The sequence below is a fragment of the Pseudonocardia nematodicida genome (assembly GCF_040105385.1).
Taxonomy (GTDB): Bacteria; Actinomycetota; Actinomycetes; order Mycobacteriales; family Pseudonocardiaceae; genus Pseudonocardia; species Pseudonocardia nematodicida.
The window spans coordinates 251,330-270,820 of sequence record NZ_JBEDNQ010000005.1 but is presented as its reverse complement, the minus strand read 5'-3'; the positions used below and the strand labels follow the sequence as shown (position 1 = coordinate 270,820).

Here is a 19,491-nt window from a genome sequence, read left to right as displayed (position 1 = left end):
AGTCGTCAGGGGCGGCGGGACCGGCTCGTCGTCCGATGGTGGACACCGGATGCGGGGATGCGCACCGTCGGGCGGCGACGACCGGTGCGAGGATGCGCACATGCGCTACGTCGAGCACGTCGTCGACCTGGTCGGGAACACCCCGCTCGTGCGGCTGGGGGCGGTGGCCGAGGGCATCGCGCCGCCGGTCCTGGCCAAGGTCGAGTACCTGAACCCGGGCGGTTCGGTGAAGGACCGCATCGCCCTGCGGATGGTGGAGGCCGCCGAGGCCTCCGGCGAGCTGCGGCCGGGCGGCACGATCGTCGAGCCCACCTCGGGCAACACCGGTGTCGGGCTGGCGATGGTGGCCCAGCGCAAGGGCTACCAGTGCGTGTTCGTCTGCCCGGACAAGGTCGGCGAGGACAAGCGCAACGTGCTCAAGGCCTACGGCGCCGAGGTCGTCGTGTGCCCGACGGCGGTCGAGCCGGACCACCCGGACTCCTACTACCGCACCTCGGACCGGCTGGTCTCCGAGATCGAGGGGGCCTGGAAGCCGAACCAGTACGCCAACCCGGCCAACCCCGAGTCGCACTACCACTCCACCGGCCCGGAGATCTGGGAGCAGACCGAGGGGAAGATCACCCACTTCGTCGCCGGCATCGGCACCGGCGGGACGATCTCCGGGATCGGCCGCTACCTCAAGGAGGTCTCCGGCGGGAAGGTGCAGATCATCGGCGCCGACCCGGAGGGCTCGGTGTACTCCGGCGGCACCGGGCGTCCGTACCTGGTCGAGGGCGTCGGCGAGGACTTCTGGCCGACCACCTACGACCGGGAGGTCTGCGACGAGATCGTCGCCGTCTCCGACGGCGACTCGTTCCACATGACCCGCCGGCTGGCCCGCGAGGAGGCGCTGCTGGTCGGCGGTTCCTGCGGGATGGCCGTGGTCGGCGCGCTGGAGGTCGCGAGCCGGCTCCCGGCCGACGCGGTGGTCGTCGTGCTGCTGCCCGACGGCGGCCGCGGCTACCTGGGCAAGGTCTTCAACGACCGCTGGATGGCCAGCTACGGCTTCCTGCCGCCGTCGGAGGGCGCCACCATCGGCGACGTGCTGCGCCGCAAGGACGGCTCGATCCCGGCGCTGGTGCACGCGCACCCGAACGAGACGGTCGCCGACGCGGCGCTGTACCTGCGCGAGTTCGGCGTCTCCCAGATGCCGGTCGTGAAGGCCGAGCCGCCGGTGATGGCGGCCGAGGTCGCCGGTGCGGTGATCGAACGGGACCTGCTGGACGCGCTGTTCACCGGCCGGGCGCAGCTCGCCGACCGGCTGGAGCACCACATGTCCGCGCCGCTGCCCACCCTGGGCGCCGGCGAGCCGCTGCACGACGCGATGGAGGCCTTCGCCAAGGCCGATGCCGCGCTGGTGCTGATGGACGGCAAGCCGGCCGGGGTGGTGACCCGGTCCGACGTCATCGCGTTCCTCGGCAACGGGTGAGCGCCGTACTGCGCAGGTCCCCACCCGCCCGGGAGTAGCCTTCGCGCCCATGCAGGGCTTCTCCACGCGCGCGATCCACGCCGGGCAGGAACCGGACCCGACGACCGGGGCCGTCACCACGTCGATCCACACCAGCTCCACCTACGCCCAGGACGGCGTCGGGGGGACGCGCGGCGGGTACGAGTACTCCCGCAGCGCCAACCCCACCCGCACCGCGTTGCAGGAGTGCCTGGCGGCGCTCGAGGAGGGCTGGCACGCGCACGCGTTCGGCTCGGGGATGGGCGCCACCGACACCCTGCTGCGGATCCTGCTGCGCCCCGGTGACCACCTGGTCATCCCGCACGACGCCTACGGGGGCACCTTCCGCCTGGTCGACAAGGTGCTGTCCGGGTTCGGGGTCACCTACACCCCGGTCGACCTGGGCGACCTCGACGCGGCCCGGGCGGCGGTCCGGCCGACGACGAAGGTGATCTGGTCGGAGACCCCGACCAACCCGCTGCTCGGCATCGCCGACATCGCCGGGCTGGCCGGGGTCGCGCGGGAGGCCGGTGCCCGGCTGGTCGTCGACAACACCTTCGCCTCGCCCTACCTGCAGACCCCGCTCGCGCTGGGCGCGGACGTCGTCGTGCACTCGACGACCAAGTACGTCGGCGGCCACTCCGACGTCGTCGGCGGCGCGCTGGTGTGCAACGACGACGATCTCGCGGCGCAGGTGTCGTTCACCCAGAACTCGGTCGGGTCGGTGCCCGGCCCGTTCGACGCCTGGCTGACCCTGCGCGGCGCGAAGACCCTCGCGGTGCGGATGGATCGGCACTGCGACAACGCCGAGCGGGTGGTCGAGATGCTCACCGCGCACCCGGCCGTGGCCGGGGTTCTCTACCCGGGCCTGCCCGAGCACCCCGGCCACGAGGTCGCGGCCAAGCAGATGCGCCGGTTCGGCGGGATGATCTCGTTCACCGCGGCCGGTGGGCGGGACGCGGCGCTGCGGATCTGCGCCGGGACCCGGCTGTTCACCCTCGCCGAGTCGCTCGGCGGGGTCGAGTCGCTGATCGAGCACCCCGGGCAGATGACCCACGCGTCGACCGCGGGCTCGATGCTGGAGGTCCCGGACTCGCTGGTGCGGCTCTCGGTCGGCATCGAGGACGCCGACGACCTGGTCGACGACCTGCGCACCGCGCTCGACGCGGCGCGGTAGGGACTCAGCTCCGGGACTCCTCGGGGCCGGGGACCGGCGTGCCATCTCCCGGCGCCGGCGGGATGACCAGGTCCGCCGGGTCGACGCACCCGCCGACCAGCGACCAGGTCCCGTCGGGCCGCAGCTCGTAGCGGCCCGGCTCGTCGCAGCCCGCGTCCTGCACGGTCGCCACCGCGAGCGCCGTCAGGGCGCCGGCCAGCAACAGGGGCGCAGTGGTGCGCAGCCGGGTCATTCGAGAAGTCCCTCCCCACACCCGGGCGTGATGAGCGGATCACGCCCGGTGAGACCTCGTCGAGGTTACCCGCGGGAGTGCGAGACTGCCCGGATGGTCGCCCCACCGGACGCCCCCGTCACCCGGCCGTTCGTCCCACCGGTCAACGCAGCCGACGTAAACGCCGCCCGCGAGCTGTTGCGGGGGGTGGTCCGCACCACCCCGGTCGCCGGCGCCCGCGCGCTCTCCGAGCTGACCGGCACGCCGGTCCACCTCAAGTGCGAGAACCTGCAGCGCACCGGCTCGTTCAAGATCCGCGGCGCGTACACCCGGATCGCCCGGCTCACCCCCGGCGAGCGGGCCGGCGGCGTCGTCGCCGCCAGCGCCGGGAACCACGCCCAGGGCGTCGCGCTCGCGGCCCGGCTGCTCGGCGTGCGGGCCACCGTCTACATGCCGGAGCGGGCGGCACTGCCGAAGGTCGACGCCACCCGCGGCTACGGCGCCGAGGTCGTGCTCACCGGGGAGTCGGTGGACGAGGCGGTCGAGGCCGCGACGGCGGCGGCCCGCGACACCGGCGCGGTGCTGGTGCACCCGTTCGACCACCCGGACGTCATCGCCGGCCAGGGCACGGTCGGCCTCGAGATCCTGGACCAGGTCCCCGACGTCGGCACCGTGCTCGTCTCGGCCGGCGGCGGTGGGCTGCTCGGCGGGATCGCCGCCGTGCTGCGCGAGCACCGGCCGGCCACCCGGATCGTCGGGGTCCAGGCGGCCGGTGCGGCGGCCTGGCCGTCGTCGCTGGCCGCCGGACGGCCGATGCCGCTGGCCGCCATGCGCACGATGGCCGACGGGATCGCCGTCGGGCGACCGGGGGAGATCACCTTCCCGCAGGTCGCCGGGCTGGTCGACGAGCTCGTCACGGTGTCCGAGGACGCCCTGTCCGGGGCGCTGGTGCACTGCCTGGAACGGGCGAAGCTCGTCGTCGAGCCGGCCGGCGCGGCCCCGATCGCGGCGTTGATGGAGCATCCCGGCCGGTGGCCCGGCCCGGTCGTCGCGGTGCTGTCCGGCGGGAACGTCGACCCGCTGGTGCTGCTGCAGGTCGTCCGGCAGAGCCTGGTCGCGTCGTCGCGCTACCTGACCCTGCACGTGCAGGTCCAGGACCGGCCCGGGGCGCTGGCCGAGCTGCTGTCCCGGGTCGGCTCGCTCGGCGCGAACGTCACCGACGTGGCGCACTCACGGATCAGCGGCGCGCTGCCGGTCGGCGAGGTCGACGTCGAGCTGAGCCTGGAGACCCGCGGGTCCGAGCACCGGGACGTGATCGTCGAGGGCCTGCGCGCGGCCGGCCACGCGGTGGCCTGAGCGCGCCGTCGACACCACGACGGAACGGGCCCGGCCGATCCGGCCGGGCCCGTGCGGGTGTCTGGTGAGCTCGTCAGCCCTGGAAGGCCTCGACCCCGACCAGGCTGACCTTCATGCTGCCTCCGTCGGGCAGCTGGTACTCGCGGGTGTCGCCCGGCTTCGCGCCGAGCAGCGCGGCACCGAGCGGGGAGTTCGGCGAGATGACCTGCAGGTCGCCGTGGCTGCCCTCCTCGCGGGAGCCGAGCAGGACCTTCTCCGTGTCCTCGTCGTCCTCGTACTTGATCTCGAGGACGGTGCCCGGGGTGGCCTCGTCGGCGCTGGTGGGCGCGGTGCCGACCTGGGCGGTGCGCAGCAGCTCCTGCAGCTGGCGGATCCGGGCCTCCTGCTGGCCCTGCTCCTCGCGGGCGGCGTGGTAGCCGCCGTTCTCCTTCAGGTCGCCCTCCTCGCGGCGGGCGTTGATCTCCGCGGCGATGACGGGCCGGTTCGCGATCAGCCCGTCCAGCTCGGTCTTCAGCCGGTCGAAGGCCTCCTGGGTCAACCAGGTCGCCTGGGTGTCCGTCACCGTCATCAACTCCTCCAGGAATACAGGACGTGTCGCCGCCGGGGCGCGTCACCGGCGCCGGCGGGCACACACGGGGGTGGCAGCACCCGACGGCACGCCCCGAGTAAGGAAAAACACGACCCGCTGGCGGGCCGTGTGTGAGCCACCTTAGCACGATGCGCGCCGCTCGTCGCAGCCATTCGATGAACGGGCGACCCTGTACGCGAGTTCCCGATCCACGGATCTTCGCAGGTGAGAGGGCATGTCGATTCCGTCCGCCCGACACTTCCGAACCGGAGACGAACCGTCCGCCGCGACGCGGGGCGGCCATTCCGGTACGGCCGTACCAGCACAGGGAACAGCCGGTTCGCCGGTGCTGTTGCACCTCCTGCGGCGAGAGTCGGAACGGTCGTTGTCGGTGGCCTCTGCCAGGATCGGTCCCGACGCACGATCTCGCCGCCCGCGCTCCGGGGCCACGCCGTGGAGCGCGGGACCCGAGTCCGGTGACCGTGGAGGAACCCGCCCCGATGACCATCCAGCCCCCGGCCCCGCACGTGCTCGCCGCCGGCGAGCTCCCGCGGCTGATGACGGTGCACGCCCACCCGGACGACGAGTCCTCGAAGGGCGCCGCCACCACCGCCCGCTACTCCGACGAGGGTCACGAGGTCATGGTCGTGACCTGTACCGGGGGCGAGCGCGGCAGCATCCTCAACCCGGCCATGGAGCGGCCGGACGTGCTGGAGAACATGACCGCCGTCCGGAACGCCGAGATGGCGAAGGCGGCGGAGATCCTCGGCGTGCAGCACGTCTGGCTCGGGTTCGTCGACTCCGGCCTGCCCGAGGGGGACCCGAAGCCGCCGCTGCCGCAGGGCTGCTTCGCCACCGGTGACGTCGAGGAACAGACGGCCGCCCTGGTCAGGGTGATCCGCGAGTTCCGTCCGCACGTGATCGTCACCTACGACGAGAACGGCGGCTACCCGCACCCCGACCACATCCGCACCCACGTCATCTCGATGGCGGCCTGGGAGGCGGCCGGGGACCCGGCGCGGTTCCCGGAGGCGGGCGCGCCGTGGCAGCCGCTCAAGCTCTACTACGGGCACGGCTTCTCGAAGGCCCGCCTGGAGGCGTTCCACCACGCGATCCTGGAGTCCGGGCAGGAGTCGCCGTACGCCGAGTGGCTGGAGAACTGGACCAGCGACCGTCCGGATCCCGGGACCCGGGTCACGACGAAGGTCGTCTGCGCGGACTGGTTCGGCCGTCGCGACGACGCGTTGCGCGCACACGCCACCCAGATCGACCCGAACAGCCGGTTCTTCTTCACCCCGCTGGAGGTGCAGGCCCGGGTCTGGCCCACCGAGGACTACGAGCTCGTGCACTCGCTGGTGGAGACGAGCACCCCGGAGAACGACCTGTTCGCCGGGATCGCGGTGGGGACCGCCCAGGAGCGCCGCGCCGGGTGAGGGCGTCCGCCCTGCGCCGGATGAGGGCGTCCGCCCTGTGCTCGAGGGCGTCCGCCCTGCGCGGGTAGCCTGTGCTCCGGCCCCGGCGGCGACCCGCGGGGCCAGGGAACGAGGTTCGGAGGCGGTCGGCGGTGCTGATCGAGACGGTGCTGATCGAAACGGTGTCGACGATCGGGCTGGTTCCCGCGCAGAACCCCGAGCCCCCGCAGGGGCAGCTGCCGGAGTGGGGCAGCGCCGCGCCCGTGGGCCTGGCGCTCGTCCTGGTGCTGATGCTGGCCACGGCCTTCCTCATCCACAACATGAGCAAGCGGATCAAGCGGCTGCCGCAGTCCTTCGACGACCGGCCCGTCGACGACGATCCGGCCGTCGACGGGCCGGAGGACGGCGCGAAGAAGGCCGACTCGGGCTCGCGCGACACCTGACGGGCCCCCACCGCCCCCTCTCCTGCACTCCGCTGGTCCCGTCCCGACCGTCGGCGTAACCTCCGTTGCTATGTAATCGTGTAATCACGACGACGGAGGTGTGTGATGACGGCACGAGGACGCGGGCGCGGCGGTTGGCAGCAGGCGGAGCTGCCGTCGTCGGACGACGCGGTGGCCTGGTTCGCCGGACGGCTGCCGGACGACTGGTTCACCGGGGCACCGGAGATCACCTGTGACCGCGACGAGATCGTCGTCGTGGGCGAGCTCCCGGCGCTGGGGACCGAGTACCCCGACACCGACGCGGGGCGGGCCGACGCGGCCGCGGCCGAGTCGGGACGGATCTCCCGGTTCCGCGAGGACACCCGGGACCGGCGGATCGAGATCGCCCGCCAGGCCGAGGCCCGGTACCAGCGCAAGGTGGCCTGGGGTGCCCGGGTCGGCGGGACCCGGGAGCTGTTCACGAACGTCTCGGTCCCGGTCATGACCCGGCTGCGCCAGCCGGAGCGGGCGGTGCTCGACACCCTGGTCGACGCCGGCGTCGCGCGGTCGCGCTCGGACGCGCTGAGCTGGTCGGTGCGGCTGGTCGGCCGGCACGCCGACGAGTGGCTGGGCGAGCTGCGCGCGGCGATGTCGCGGGTCGACGACCTGCGGGCGCAGGGGCCGGACGGAAGCTGAGCCCCCGCGGGCCCTGGCTGTGCTGCCTAGCGCAGCAGGACCAGCCAGATCGCGATGTGGTGGCAGGTCCAGGCCAGGACCGTCGCCGCGTGGAAGATCTCGTGGTACCCGAACGTCGACGGCCACGGGTCGGGGCGGCGCAGGGCGTAGACCACCGCCCCGGCGGTGTAGAGGGCCCCGCCGGCGAGCAGCAGGACCAGGGCGGCGACCCCGCCCCCGGCGAGCAGGCCGGGCAGGACGGGGACCGCGACCCAGCCGAGCGCGACGTAGATCGGGACGCCGACCCAGGCCGGGGCCCCGGGCCACGCCAGCTTCAGCGCGACGCCGGCGAGCGCGCCGCCCCACACCACGGCGAGCACCCAGGTCGCGGTCTCCGCGGGCAGCGCCATCACCGACACCGGGGTGTAGGTGCCGGCGATGAACAGGAAGATCATCGAGTGGTCGAGGCGCTTCATCAGGCGCCGCTGCTCGGGATCCGACCAGGTGCGCCGGTGGTAGAGGGAGCTGATCCCGAACAGTCCGAACGTGGTCACGGTGTAGACCGCGGTCGCCGTGGCGGCCGCCGCGCCCACCAGCGCACCGGCGATGCTGATCAGCGTCGCGCAGGCGAACACCGACGCGACGAGGCTCCAGAGGTGCAGCCAGCCACGCATCCGGGGACGCGCCGGCACGGGGGAGGGCGTGCTCACCGAGGACACGCTGCGACGTTACGTGCCGTGGCGTTCTCCGTGACCGGTGCCGGACGAACGCCACAGGAGAATCGGGGCGGACTAGGCTCCCGGCACGTGGCCGTACGAGACCTGCTGTACTCGGTGTACGAGCGCCGGATCCTGCGCCAGATCGCCGGGGCCGACAGCCCCCAGCACGTCGCGCTGATCCTGGACGGGAACCGCCGCTGGGCGCGCGAGGCCGGCCTGGACGATCCCGCCGAGGGACACCGCGCCGGCGCCGCGAAGATCGCCGAGATGCTCGGCTGGTGTGCCGAGGCCGGCGTCGAGGTGGTGACGGTCTTCCTGCTGTCCACCGACAACCTCGACACCCGGTCCCCGGCCGAGCTGAAGGACCTGCTCGAGATCATCGCCGGGGTGGTCGACGACCTCTCGGGCCCGGAGACGCCGTGGCGGCTGCGGGTCGTCGGGGCGATGGAGCTGCTGCCGTCGTCGCTGGCCGACCGGCTGGCCGCCGCCGCGGCGCGGACCAGCGGACGGGGCGGACTGCAGCTCAACGTCGCCGTCGGCTACGGCGGACGGCAGGAGATCGCCGACGCCGTCCGGAAGATGCTGCTCACCCAGGCGGAGGCAGGGCGGACGATCGAGGAGATCGCCGAGAGCCTCGACGTCGACCACATCGCGGAGCATCTCTACACGTCCGGACAGCCGGATCCCGACCTCGTCATCCGGACCAGCGGGGAGCAGCGTCTGTCGGGCTTCCTGCTGTGGCAGTCGGCCCATTCGGAGTTCTGGTTCTGCGAGGCCTACTGGCCCGAGTTCCGCCGGGTCGACTTCCTGCGGGCACTGCGCGATTTTGCCGCACGGCACCGACGTTTCGGCGGCTGATGACAATTCGAGCGTAACCTTCGGGCACTTCGCTCGTTATTGCTCTTTCCCGGGCCGAGCGCGGGGTGGTCGGCCCGGGAACGGGGAAGGCCCCGGGGCGGAACCCCGGGGCCTTCGAGTGCGCGGAGCGCGGGCGTCTTACTTGGTGCCCTTGCTGTCGCCGTAGTGGTGCGCCGGGTCGACGTTCTTCTGGTGGAAGTTGTCGCCGGTGGCCGAGTCCACGTCGCACTCGGTGGCCGCCGCGGCGGCGGACTCGGTGGTGTTCTCGTTGAACAGGCCGCCCAGGGCGCCGTCCACGATGCTGTTGCCCGACAGCAGGTTGCCGCAGGTGGTGGGCGACGCGTTGACGTTGTTGCCCGAGATGTTGATCAGCCCGGAGCCCGACTTGTCGGCGACGTTGCCGCCGTTGTGACCCTTCTGGAAGTCCAGGTCGGTCTTGTCGATGTCCTTGCTGTTGTTGGTGTTGTCGGTGTAGGTCTTCGTCACCGACCGCTGCGAGTTGTCGTTGTTGCTGTTCTCCGTGGTGTCGCCCGCGAACGCCAGCGGGCTCATCGCGACGAGCGACGCGGCACCGGCGGCCACAACGATTCCAGCCTTCTTCAGCACAGTCCGTCTCCTGATGAGTAGGAGAGCACGCACGGCTTGCCGTGAACACTCTCGGTACCTGTCGACGCTCGAACCGGGGAGCCCGCATCGACTGGGCGTCAATCTAACGGACGACTCGGGGCTGGACAATCTGACCCTGCGTATTTCCTGGGGTTATCGCGAGGCCCGTTCGTGTACCTGCGGATTTCCTGGTGAGAGCGTCATTCGCTCGGCGTGTCGTACGGCCGTGTCGCGGGTGCGGAGACCGGCGCAACATAAGACGACCGTTCGGGCGTACCGCAGCAAGCCGACTGCCGCCGGTCGATCCGCTCCGCCGCTGCGGCCCCCGTGACCATCCGCGGCACCCCTCCGATGGGGTGCCGCACGGTGTGAAGGGGTGCTACGCACGCCGACGGGGTGCCGCGGGGGCGCACCTGTCGCGGGCTCCGGCCCGCGGGGTGCGGATGGCGCCCTGCCGGGGCGACCCCGGGTCCGCGGAGTGCGACGTCTCGATGGCCGGCACCGGCGACGGGCACGGCGTGGAGAGCAGGCGTGCGCCGTCCGCGGGGCCGGCGAGTGTGGGACGCGAGGTGCGCGGCGCGGGAAGCGCGGGCGCGGGAGCGCGGGGCGCGAGGTGCGGAGCGCGCGAGGTGCGAGGTGCGGGGTGCGGGGCGCGGGGCGCGAGGTGAGGAGCGCGCGAGGTGCGGGCCGCGAGGTGTGGGCCGCGAGGTGTGGGCCGCGAGGTGTGGGACGGCGGGCGTGCAGCGCGGGTGCGTCACTCACCGCGTGGTGCGGGCGGGAGCGGCGCGGAGCGGGGGCCGCCGGCGCGCCGAGTTCGAGGCGAGCCGGCCCCGATGCGGACCGGGGCCCGTACCCGGACGTGCGCCGCGGCCGAGGGTGGGCGGCTCGGACCCCCGCCGTTGTCACCCCGAGTGATCATCTCCGGCGTGCTTTCCGGCATCGCGCCAAGCATGATCACTCGACGGAGCGGCACATTCCGGCACGGACCCGACGATGATCACTCTGAGTCCCGGGTGAAAGAGAACGAGGCGCGCGAAAAAGCCCGGGGCGGAACGCCCCGGGCTTTCTCGTGAACCGTCTGAGATCAGTCGACGATCGTGTCGCCCGCACCCGACTCCTGCGCGCAGGCGTCGGACTGGTCGGTGACCGAGTCGCCGGACACGGCCCCGGCGTCGCCGCCCAGGACGCCCAGCGCGCCGGTGAGGCCGTTGAGGCCCGCGCCGTTCTCGACCGGGACCTGCACGCCCGCGGCGTTGACCGGGACGTTGTTGTTGCAGGCCTGGATCGGCACGTTGACGTTGTTGCCGTTCAGCCCGGAGATCAGGCCCTTGGAGTCCTTGTCGATCGTGTTCCCGGCGCTGTGGTGGTGCTTGCCCTTGGTGTCGTCGTGGCCCATGTCGCCGGCGAAGGCGAGCGGGCTGATCGCGAGCAGGGACGCGGCCGAGGCCGCCACCACGATTCCAGCCTTCTTCAGCACAGTTCTTCTCCTGGTGAGTCTCGAGGCCGCCCGGAGCCGGTCTCATCATCTGACGGCACGATGACAAAGAGGGGGGAGCCCGTGCCGACTGCCGTTCAATCTATCCGCGGAAATGGTCGGAAACAAATGCTGCAACCCCATCGGATGATCTTGCTACGGAGCGTTCATCGAACGGCCGCTGACCGGATTTCCGCGACCGTATCCGAATCCGTGCAGGCCCCGAGGTGATCACTCTCTGCGAGCTGTGGCCGCCGGACGGGGGCGTGTTCGGGCGTCCGGCCCCTCGTCCGGCCTACGCTGCTCGGCGATGCCTCTCGAACGGTGGGTACGCGCGGCGACGGCGCTCGCGTCGCGACTGGACCGCCTGCGCCCGGGAGTGCTGGACGGCCCGGCGCCGTACCCGGACGTCGTCCGGCGTGTCGCGGACGAGCCCCGTCCGGACCCGCGCGACCTGGTCGCCGAGGCGGTCCGGCTCCGCCGGGAGATCGCGGACGCGGGACCGGTCCCGGGTGCGGACCATCTCGACGCCCAGCTCGTCGCGCTGCACTGCCAGGCCCGCCTGCTGGCCGGCGAGAGGGTGGGCCACCTCGCGCAGGTGTACGCGCTCTACGGGGTGTTGCCGCGGCGTTCCGAGCCGGACGTGCACGCCGAGGTCCACCGGCGCCTCGCCGACCTGCTGCCCGGTCGCGGCCCGGTGGCCGCGCGGATGCAGGCCTACCGGGAGAACGACCTCGTCCCGGCCGACCGGCTCGGGCCCGCCGCCCGCGCGATCGCGGCCGAGCTGCGGCGGCGGACCGGTGACGCGCTGGGGCTGCCGCCCGGCGAGCACGCCGACCTCGACGTCGTCGGGGAACGTCCGTGGACCGCCTTCACCCGCTACCGGGGCGGCTTCCGCAGCCGGATCACGCTGAGCACCGGTGCCCGGGTCCGGGCCGGTCAGCTGCTGCCACTGCTGGCGCACGAGGCCTACCCCGGTCACCACACCCAGTACTGCCGGGCGGAGGTCGCCACCCACCGGTTCCCGGAGCTGGGCCTGCGCCTGGTGCACAGCCCGCAGGCGCTGATCGCCGAGGGGGCCGCGGAGGCGGCCGCGTCGGTGCTGCCCGGGTCGGGGTGGGGCCGGGTGGCCGAGCACGCCCTGGCCGGTGCCGGCGTCCGGCTCGACGGTGACCTCGCGGAGCGGGTCGAGGCCGAGCTGGAGGGGCTCGCCGGGGTCCGCCAGGAGGCGGCGCTGATGCGGCACGTCGACGGCGCGGGTCCCGACGAGGTCGTCGCCCACCTGTCGCACCGGCTCCTCGTGCCCGAGGAGCGGGCCCGGCGGATGCTCGATTTCCTGGACCATCCGCAGTGGCGCAGCTACCCGGTGACCTACGCGGAGGGCGCCCCGCTGGTCCGGAACTGGCTCTCCCGGCATTCCGGCGGACCGGTGGCTGGGCTGCGGGTGTTGCTCGACACGCCCGTGCTGCCCGCGGACCTCCTCGACGTCCCGATCACCGACGGTGGCGACACGCCGCCGAACCATTCCGTTCCGGAGAGGGTTCCGACCGCTGGGCTACTCCGGTCGCCGCGCCACGAATGCGACGAACGGTCGGCAACCGTCCGTGTCGCCGCTGGTGACGCAGACGTCGGACGGTATCCAGCACACGGTGAACGGTAGGTTACGACTCTTCCATCGGGGTCGAGTTCGCCTCGCCGACCGAGAGTTGCTATTGACCGCACGAGGGTGACCACCGGTAGCGTCCCGGTCGACGGGTCGTACCCGATGCGACCCGTCCGGGAGGCCCTGGACGTGGTGTCGACACGCACCCGAGAGGGCCGGCACCCGGCCCTTGCGGGCGTGCCGGCCGGAGGACCGACACGGTTCTCCGCGCCGTCGCGACCGCAGCAGGACCGCACCGGCCCGACGCAGAGCAGGCGCGGTGCCGCGCCTGCGAGGGAGCACCCGTGACCGATCGTCGTCCCGCCCTCACCGACCGGCCCGCCATCGAAGGGGCCGTCGGGGACGCACCGGCAGGTACCACCCGTTGCTATGTGCTCGACACCTCCGTGCTGCTGTCCGACCCGTGGTCGCTGCTCCGCTTCGACGAGCACCAGGTCGTCCTGCCGCTGGTCGTGATCTCCGAGCTCGAGGCCAAGCGTCACCACCCCGAACTGGGCTGGTTCGCCCGGACCGCGCTCCGTCAGCTCGACGAGATGCGGGTCAAGCACGGCCGGCTCGACGCGCCGATCCCCGTCGGCGACTCCGGCGGCAGCCTGCACGTCGAGCTGAACCACTCCGACCCGACCGTCCTGCCGGCGGGGTTCCGCACCGACTCGAACGACTCGCGCATCCTGGCCTGCGCGCTCAACCTGAAGGCGGACCCGAACTCCCCCGGCGACGTCGTCCTGGTCACCAAGGACATGCCGCTGCGGGTCAAGGCCGCAGCCGTCGGGCTGGACGCCGACGAGTACCACGGCCAGGACGTGCTGTTCTCCGGCTGGACCGGGATGACCGACCTGGAGGTCACCCCCGACGACGTCGACGCGCTGTTCCGGGACGGGGTCATCGACCACGACGCGGCCCGCGAGCTGCCCTGCAACACCGGGCTGCGGCTCACCGGGGCGTCGAGCGCGCTGGGCCGGGTCACCGCGGACAAGCGGATCAAGCTGGTGCGCGGGGACCGGGAGGCGTTCGGCCTGCACGGGCGCTCGGCCGAGCAGCGGATCGCGCTCGACCTGCTGCTGGACAACGAGGTCGGGATCGTCTCGCTCGGCGGCCGGGCCGGCACCGGCAAGTCGGCGCTCGCGCTGTGCGCCGGTCTGGAGGCGGTGCTGGAGCGTCAGGCACACCGCAAGGTCGTGGTGTTCCGGCCGCTCTACGCCGTCGGCGGGCAGGACCTCGGGTATCTGCCCGGCAGCGAGAGCGAGAAGATGGCGCCCTGGGCGCAGGCGGTCTTCGACACGCTCGGCGCGATCGCCGGCCAGGACGTCATCGACGAGGTCATCGCCCGCGGGATGCTCGAGGTGCTCCCGCTGACCCACATCCGCGGCCGCTCCCTGCACGACACCTTCGTGATCGTCGACGAGGCGCAGTCGCTGGAGCGCAACGTGCTGCTCACGGTGCTGTCCCGGCTCGGCTCGGCGTCCCGGGTGGTGCTCACGCACGACGTCGCGCAGCGGGACAACCTGCGGGTGGGCCGGCACGACGGCGTCAACGCCGTCATCGAGAAGCTCAAGGGCCACCCGCTGTTCGCGCACGTCACGCTGACCCGCAGCGAGCGTTCGCCGATCGCCGCGCTGGTCACCGAGATGCTGGAGGGCCCCACCTCCTAGGAAGGCTCGCCGCTCCCGACAGTGGCCCCCCGCGCAGCGCTGCGCGGGGGGCCACGCCCATGCCGGGGCGGAGCTACAGGCCGTGCGGGGTGCCCTCGGTGAACCCGGCGACGGTCTGCACGCCGACGACAGCGCGCTCGTGCAGCTCGTCGAGGGTGCGGGCACCGGCGTAGGTGCAGGCCGAGCGGACCCCCGAGCAGATCTCGTCGAGGACGTCCTCGACGCCCGGGCGTTCCGGGTCGAGGCGCTGGCGGGAGGCGGAGATGCCCTCCTCGAACAGCGCCTTGCGGGCCCGGTCGAACGCGTTGTCGCCGCGGGTCCGGGCGCTGACGGCGCGCTTGGAGGCCATCCCGAACGACTCCTTGTAGGGCCGCCCGTGCTCGTCGCGCAGCAGGTCGCCGGGGGACTCGTAGGTCCTGGCCAGCCAGGAGCCGATCATCACCGAGGCCGCGCCGGCGGCGAGGGCGAGCGCGACGTCGCGCGGGTGCCGGACACCGCCGTCGGCCCAGATCACCGCGCCGCGCTCGCGGGCCGCCGCGGCGCACTCGGCGACGGCCGAGAACTGCGGCCGGCCGACGCCGGTCATCATCCGGGTGGTGCACATGGCGCCCGGGCCGACGCCGACCTTGACGATGTCCGCGCCGGCGTCGACCAGGTCGGCGACCCCGGAGGCGGTCACCACGTTGCCCGCCGCCACCGGGACCGGCAGCCCGGCGTCGTCGACGACCCGGCGCACCGCGGCCAGCGCGTCGATCATCTTCTCCTGGTGGCCGTGCGCGGTGTCGACGACCAGGACGTCGACACCGGCGTCGAGCAGCGCCTTCGCCTTGACCGCGACGTCGCCGTTGATCCCGAGCGCGGCCGCGGTCCGCAGCCGGCCGGAGCCGTCCAGGGCGGGGGTGTAGATCCCGGCGCGGATCGCGCCGAGCGGGGTGAGCAGCCCGGCGAGCCGGCCGTCGTCGTCCAGGCCGAGGGCGACCCGGCCGCGGCGCGCGTCGAGCTGCTCGAAGACCTCCCGCGGCGGGGTGGGGGTCGGCAGCATCAGCGGGTCCGGATCGAGCACGTCGGCGAGCCGGGTGAACCGGTCGACGCCGGTGCAGGCGGCCTCGTCGACGGTGCCGACCGGGCGGCCGCCGTCGTCGACGACCACGACGGCGTCGTGCGCCCGCTTGGGCAGCAGGTTCAGCGCGTCGGCGACCGCGTCGCCGGTCCGCAGCACCAGCGGGGTGTCCCAGACCGGGTGCCGGGACTTCAGCCAGGCCACGATGTCGGCGACCGCGTCGGTGGCGACGTCCTGGGGCAGCACGGTCAGCGCGCCGCGGCGGGCCAGGGTCTCGGCCATCCGGCGGCCGGCGACGGCGGTCATGTTCGCCGCGACCACCGGCACGGTCGCCCCGGTGCGGTCCGGGGTCGCGAGGTCCACGTCGAACCGGGACGCGACCGAGGTGCGGCGCGGGACGAGGAAGACGTCGTCGTAGGTGAGGTCGTGCTCCGGCGGGCGGTCGTCGAGGAAGCGCACGGTGTCGGAATGGTACGCGGACCTCGCATGTCACGCGCCCGTCATCGGATCCGAACCCCCGGGCAACGGTGTCGGCCTACCGTGGATCCCATGCCGGTGCCGTCGCCGATCCCGCCGCTGCGCGCGGGCGACGCCCGCCGGTTGCGCGACCTGCTCCGCGTCGCCGTCGCCGCCCGACCCGCCGCCCGGGGCCTGCTCCCGCGCGAGGACGAGCTGATGCTCGACTTCGGGGTGGCCCGCTCCGCCGTCCGCGTCGCGCTCGCGCTGCTGTCCGAGGAGGGCCTGCTGCGCCCGGGCCCGGCCGCGCACCGCGTCGTCGCCCGGCCCGAGTACACCGGGGAACGCGACGCCGTCACCGACCCGGACCGGTCCGTGCGCTGGCTGGACCGGGCCGGTGTCGCCGCCCCGGAGGTGCTCGCCGGCTGGCTCGGGGTCGACCCCGGCAGCCCGTGCCTGCGCCTGGAGTGCCTCGCGCCGGTGTCCGGGGGCGGCACCGTGCTGGAGACCCACTACCTGGCCGGCGCCGGCGCGGCCGAGCTGCTCACCGTCCCCGAGACCGGACCGTTCGAGCGGCTGCTCGCCGATGCCCGGCTCCGGCCGGACTCCACCCGGACCCGTTCCGGGTGGGTCCCGGCCGATCCGGACGCCGCGTCGCTGCTCGGCGTCGCGCCCGGGACCCCACTGCTCGGGGCGGAACGCACGCTCACCGGACCGGACGGCCGGGTGCTGGCCGTCGCGATCGTGCGCGCGCACGCCGGGGCCGGCGCCGATTACCCCGGCAGCAGTGCCCGCACCTGCTCCACCGAGTCCGCCTCGGCCGGGGTCTTGTCCGGGCGGTAGCGCAGCACCCGGGCGAACCGCAGCGCGACCCCGCCCGGATAGCGGGTGCTGCGCTGGGCACCGTCCAGCGCGATCTCCACGACCAGTTCCGGCCGCAGGTACACCACCCCCGGCTCCTCCGCGACGGCGTAGCGCGGGAAGGTCTCGGTCTGCCAGGCGAGCAGCTCGTCGGTCATCCCCTTGAACGTCTTGCCGACCATCACCGGGTCGCCGCCGTCGGGGTCGCGGGCCCCGAGGTGGATGTTCGACAGCGACCCGGTCCGCCGGCCGTACCCCCACTCGGCGCCGAGCACCACCAGGTCCAGGGTGTGCACCGGCTTGACCTTCTGCCACGCCCTGCCCCGGCGGCCGGCCGCGTAGGGCGCCGCGAGGTCCTTCACCACGACACCCTCGTGACCGGCCGCGAGTGCGTCGTCGAGGACCGCGGCGGCGGCGTCCGCCGACGGGCGCCGGGCCCCGGGCATCCGCAGTGGGGCGTGCTCGTCCGCGGCGAGCAGCCCGGCCAGCGCGTCGAGCCGGGTCTCCAGCGGTTCGTCCACGAGGTCGCGGCCGTCGAGGTGCAGCAGGTCGAAGAAGAACGGCGAGAGCAGGACCGTCTCGTCCTGGTCGGACCCGAACCGGCTCATCGTGTCCTGGAACGGGCGGGGGCGGCCGTCGTCGTCGAGGGCCAGGGTCTCGCCGTCCAGCACCGCGGTCCGGCACGGCAGCGACCGGACCAGCGACACCAGCTCGGGGACGCCGTCGGTGACCTCGCGCAGCGTGCGGGTCCAGACGCGCACCTCGTCGCCGTCGCGGTGCACCTGGATGCGGGCGCCGTCGAGCTTGTACTCGACCGTGACGTCGGTCCCCAGCGCTCCTTCCAGGGAGTCGCCGGGGGAGGCGAGCATGGGCCGGACCGGGCGCCCCACCTCGAGCCCGATCCGGGCCAGGGCCCGCTCCCCGCCGGAGAGCGCCGTGGCGGCGGTCTCCGGCAGCCGGCCGGACAGCATGAACGCCCGCCGGACGGCCGCCTGGCCGGCTCCGGACGCGGCCGCCACCGCGTCCACCATCAGCCCTTCCAGCGCGCCCTGGCGCAGCTCCCCGCTGAGGAGCCGGTGCAGGAACCGCTGCTCGTCGGCGGTGGCCGCGCCGTAGAGCCCGGTCAGCAGGTCGCTGCGGCGCTGCGCCGACCCGGCCCCCGCCGTACCGGCGAGCTCGTCGAGCAGCCGGTCCACTGCGGCGACATCGAGCGTGGGCCCGGCGGCGGGCGCGACGGCGACGGCCGACAGCGTCCGCCAGCCGGTCCCGATCCGGCCCTGTCGGGGGACGCCGGACAGCCACGCCACCACCGGCTCGATCTCGCCGGGCTCCGCGGCGCGCAGCAGCGCGGCGAGCGCGGCGGTCTTCTCCGTGCGTGCGCGGGTCGCGCCGACCGCGGCCGAGGTGGTGACGACGTCGGTGAACAACACGGGAGTCAGTGAAGCAGCGACCCCCGACAGCCGCGCGCCGCCGGGGTCGCGTCTCAGACGCTCGCGGCGGGTGACGGCACGACCGGGCCGTCGGCCCCGGCGGGCTCCGGGGACGGGGCACCGGGGGACCGGCCGGCGGCGTGCGCGCCGGCGGTGGGCAGGATCGCCTGCCGCCACAGCTCCGCGACCGTGACCACCCCGCGGCAGGACCCGTCCGGGCCGACGACGACCAGGTCGTCGTACCCGCGGGCCGGGTCACCGGTCAGGCTGAGCTCCAGCGCCCGGGGCAGCGGGGTGCGCTCGTCGACGGTGCGGGGCGGGTCGGCCAGCCCGGTGGCCGGCTTGTCCGCCCACAGCGCGTGCCCGAACCGCCCGGCCATGGTGAGCAGGAAGCGGCTGCGGTCCAGGTAGCCGACCGGGCGCCGTCGTGCGTCGACGAGCACCACACCCGCGGAGTCCGGGTGCTCGCGCATCGTCTCGCGCACCGTGTCCGCGGTGACGTCGTCGGCGAGCGCGACCGCCGCCGTCGCCAGCGCGCGCACCGGCGGGCCCTCCGGAGCGGGAGCGGGAGCGGGGCCGGGCGGTCGCGGACCGGTCCGGGCCGAGATCTCGGCCTGCAGCAACGTCGTCAGCTCGGCCGGCGTGCCCGGCGCCGGCTCCGGGGTCGCGCGTGCCCCGCCGAGCAGTGGCCCCTGCGCGAACGCCACCCCGCATCCGTGCAGCTCGAGCAGCCGCTCGGGGTCGCGGACCCCGGTCGCCGCCACCGGTACGCCGATCGCCCGGGCGACCTCCAGTACCGCGCGCACGGCGGCGATCCGGACGGGGTCCGGCGGGCCGTCGGCCAGCGACGGCTCCAGCTTCACCAGGTCGGGCCGCACCGCGGCGACGAGCTCCGGGCCGAACGCCCGCCCGGCCCCGTCGAGCGCGATCCGGAACCCCCAGCCGCGCAGCTGGGCCAGCGCCGGTACCAGATGTTCGGGCGGTGCGGCGGCCGCGATCGGCGGCCCGATCTCGAGCAGCGGCGCGACGCCCGAGGCGGCGCCCAGCATCGCGCGCAGCCGGTCCCGCGCGTACAGCACGGTGTCCCCGGCGACGTCGACCTGGACCGGGACGGGCAGCGCCGCCGCCCGGGCGGACAGGACGGCGGAGACCGCGGTACCGGCGTCCAGCTCGGCGATCTGGCGGACGTTCCAACCCCGGTCGTGGACCTGCGCTGCGACGGCGTCGTAGGAGTGCCGGGGGACGACCTCGACGCCGGCGAAGCGGCCGTTGCGCAGGTCGTGGACGGGCTCGTACGCGAAGCGCTGGTCGCTCATCGGAGTGCGTCCGTTCGAGTGGCAGAAGATCGGCAATCGGTCACACGGTGTCACGAACGCTGCGACCGTAAGGCAACGGGAACGTGAAC

At 73.9% G+C, this 19,491-nt stretch carries 18 protein-coding genes; 10 read left to right on the top strand and 8 right to left on the bottom strand.

The window, feature by feature from the left end; translation table 11 throughout:
* Positions 1-100: 100 nt before the first annotated feature.
* Together WIS52_RS14255 and WIS52_RS14250 are read left to right on the top strand one after the other, a co-directional pair.
* A complete protein-coding gene (locus WIS52_RS14255) occupies positions 101-1,468 on the top strand; it encodes a cystathionine beta-synthase (RefSeq protein ID WP_349298706.1) in 1,368 nt (455 codons plus the stop codon).
* A gap of 49 nt (positions 1,469-1,517) precedes the next feature.
* Positions 1,518-2,663, top strand: coding sequence for a cystathionine gamma-synthase (locus tag WIS52_RS14250; protein WP_349298705.1), 1,146 nt, complete (start codon positions 1,518-1,520; stop codon positions 2,661-2,663).
* A gap of 4 nt (positions 2,664-2,667) precedes the next feature.
* On the opposite strand, the gene WIS52_RS14245 is transcribed toward WIS52_RS14250, so the two are convergent.
* Positions 2,668-2,895: a hypothetical protein gene (locus WIS52_RS14245; RefSeq protein WP_349298704.1), complete on the bottom strand. Its 228-nt coding sequence runs from the start codon at positions 2,893-2,895 to the stop codon at positions 2,668-2,670.
* Between the two features lie 93 nt (positions 2,896-2,988).
* Between WIS52_RS14245 and ilvA the strand changes: the two genes are divergently transcribed.
* Positions 2,989-4,230: a threonine ammonia-lyase gene (gene ilvA, locus WIS52_RS14240; protein ID WP_349298703.1), complete on the top strand. Its 1,242-nt coding sequence runs from the start codon at positions 2,989-2,991 to the stop codon at positions 4,228-4,230.
* 73 nt (positions 4,231-4,303) lie between these two features.
* Here ilvA and greA read toward each other — a convergent pair whose 3' ends face one another.
* Entirely contained in the window at positions 4,304-4,792 is a 489-nt protein-coding gene (greA, locus tag WIS52_RS14235; protein WP_349298702.1) for a transcription elongation factor GreA, read from the bottom strand.
* Between the two features lie 506 nt (positions 4,793-5,298).
* Between greA and mca the strand changes: the two genes are divergently transcribed.
* From mca to WIS52_RS14220, 3 genes are all read left to right on the top strand, one after another.
* A complete protein-coding gene (gene mca / locus WIS52_RS14230; protein WP_349298701.1) occupies positions 5,299-6,231 on the top strand; it encodes a mycothiol conjugate amidase Mca in 933 nt (310 codons plus the stop codon).
* A 131-nt stretch (positions 6,232-6,362) separates the two neighbouring features.
* Entirely contained in the window at positions 6,363-6,653 is a 291-nt protein-coding gene (locus tag WIS52_RS14225; protein ID WP_349298700.1) for a hypothetical protein, read from the top strand.
* A 105-nt stretch (positions 6,654-6,758) separates the two neighbouring features.
* The gene (locus tag WIS52_RS14220; RefSeq protein WP_349298699.1) at positions 6,759-7,328 is read left to right on the top strand and encodes a hypothetical protein; all 570 of its coding nucleotides are present in this window, start codon (positions 6,759-6,761) and stop codon (positions 7,326-7,328) included.
* A 26-nt stretch (positions 7,329-7,354) separates the two neighbouring features.
* On the opposite strand, the gene trhA is transcribed toward WIS52_RS14220, so the two are convergent.
* Positions 7,355-7,981, bottom strand: a complete 627-nt coding sequence (gene trhA, locus WIS52_RS14215; protein ID WP_349298910.1) for a PAQR family membrane homeostasis protein TrhA — start codon at positions 7,979-7,981, stop codon at positions 7,355-7,357.
* 132 nt (positions 7,982-8,113) lie between these two features.
* Between trhA and WIS52_RS14210 the strand changes: the two genes are divergently transcribed.
* Positions 8,114-8,884 (top strand): isoprenyl transferase, encoded by a 771-nt coding sequence (locus WIS52_RS14210; protein ID WP_349298698.1) that lies wholly within the window; start codon positions 8,114-8,116, stop codon positions 8,882-8,884.
* A gap of 138 nt (positions 8,885-9,022) precedes the next feature.
* Here WIS52_RS14210 and WIS52_RS14205 read toward each other — a convergent pair whose 3' ends face one another.
* Both WIS52_RS14205 and WIS52_RS14200 read right to left on the bottom strand, forming a co-directional pair.
* Entirely contained in the window at positions 9,023-9,490 is a 468-nt protein-coding gene (locus WIS52_RS14205) for a hypothetical protein (protein ID WP_349298697.1), read from the bottom strand.
* A gap of 1,084 nt (positions 9,491-10,574) precedes the next feature.
* Positions 10,575-10,967 (bottom strand): hypothetical protein, encoded by a 393-nt coding sequence (locus WIS52_RS14200; protein ID WP_349298696.1) that lies wholly within the window; start codon positions 10,965-10,967, stop codon positions 10,575-10,577.
* Positions 10,968-11,274: 307 nt separating this feature from the next.
* Between WIS52_RS14200 and WIS52_RS14195 the strand changes: the two genes are divergently transcribed.
* Positions 11,275-12,624 (top strand): DUF885 domain-containing protein, encoded by a 1,350-nt coding sequence (locus tag WIS52_RS14195; RefSeq protein ID WP_349298695.1) that lies wholly within the window; start codon positions 11,275-11,277, stop codon positions 12,622-12,624.
* Between the two features lie 326 nt (positions 12,625-12,950).
* Complete coding sequence (locus tag WIS52_RS14190; RefSeq protein WP_349298909.1) at positions 12,951-14,279, top strand: PhoH family protein; 1,329 nt, start codon at positions 12,951-12,953, stop codon at positions 14,277-14,279.
* Between the two features lie 73 nt (positions 14,280-14,352).
* Here WIS52_RS14190 and WIS52_RS14185 read toward each other — a convergent pair whose 3' ends face one another.
* On the bottom strand, positions 14,353-15,798 hold the full coding sequence (locus WIS52_RS14185; protein WP_349298694.1) for a GuaB1 family IMP dehydrogenase-related protein: 1,446 nt from the start codon (positions 15,796-15,798) through the stop codon (positions 14,353-14,355).
* A 90-nt stretch (positions 15,799-15,888) separates the two neighbouring features.
* On the opposite strand from WIS52_RS14185, the gene WIS52_RS14180 reads away from it, so the two are divergent.
* Positions 15,889-16,638 (top strand): GntR family transcriptional regulator, encoded by a 750-nt coding sequence (locus WIS52_RS14180; RefSeq protein WP_349298693.1) that lies wholly within the window; start codon positions 15,889-15,891, stop codon positions 16,636-16,638.
* Here WIS52_RS14180 and WIS52_RS14175 read toward each other — a convergent pair.
* Both WIS52_RS14175 and WIS52_RS14170 read right to left on the bottom strand, forming a co-directional pair.
* Positions 16,569-18,086 (bottom strand): ATP-dependent DNA ligase, encoded by a 1,518-nt coding sequence (locus WIS52_RS14175; protein WP_349298692.1) that lies wholly within the window; start codon positions 18,084-18,086, stop codon positions 16,569-16,571. The two genes, WIS52_RS14180 and WIS52_RS14175, sit on opposite strands and share 70 nt — an antisense overlap.
* A 53-nt stretch (positions 18,087-18,139) precedes the next feature.
* A complete protein-coding gene (locus tag WIS52_RS14170) occupies positions 18,140-19,402 on the bottom strand; it encodes an EAL domain-containing protein (protein WP_349298691.1) in 1,263 nt (420 codons plus the stop codon).
* Between the last annotated feature and the right edge of the window lie 89 nt (positions 19,403-19,491).

Excerpts from the sequence above, each read along its gene's own strand:
- WIS52_RS14255 (WP_349298706.1), top strand. The coding sequence starts at position 101 with ATGCGCTACGTCGAGCACGTCGTCGACCTGGTCGGGAACACCCCGCTC.
- WIS52_RS14250 (WP_349298705.1), top strand. The coding sequence starts at position 1,518 with ATGCAGGGCTTCTCCACGCGCGCGATCCACGCCGGGCAGGAACCGGAC.
- WIS52_RS14245 (WP_349298704.1), bottom strand. The coding sequence starts at position 2,895 with ATGACCCGGCTGCGCACCACTGCGCCCCTGTTGCTGGCCGGCGCCCTG.
- ilvA (WP_349298703.1), top strand. The coding sequence starts at position 2,989 with ATGGTCGCCCCACCGGACGCCCCCGTCACCCGGCCGTTCGTCCCACCG.
- mca (WP_349298701.1), top strand. The coding sequence starts at position 5,299 with ATGACCATCCAGCCCCCGGCCCCGCACGTGCTCGCCGCCGGCGAGCTC.
- WIS52_RS14220 (WP_349298699.1), top strand. The coding sequence starts at position 6,759 with ATGACGGCACGAGGACGCGGGCGCGGCGGTTGGCAGCAGGCGGAGCTG.
- trhA (WP_349298910.1), bottom strand. The coding sequence starts at position 7,981 with ATGCGTGGCTGGCTGCACCTCTGGAGCCTCGTCGCGTCGGTGTTCGCC.
- WIS52_RS14195 (WP_349298695.1), top strand. The coding sequence starts at position 11,275 with ATGCCTCTCGAACGGTGGGTACGCGCGGCGACGGCGCTCGCGTCGCGA.
- WIS52_RS14180 (WP_349298693.1), top strand. The coding sequence starts at position 15,889 with ATGCCGGTGCCGTCGCCGATCCCGCCGCTGCGCGCGGGCGACGCCCGC.
- WIS52_RS14170 (WP_349298691.1), bottom strand. The coding sequence starts at position 19,402 with ATGAGCGACCAGCGCTTCGCGTACGAGCCCGTCCACGACCTGCGCAAC.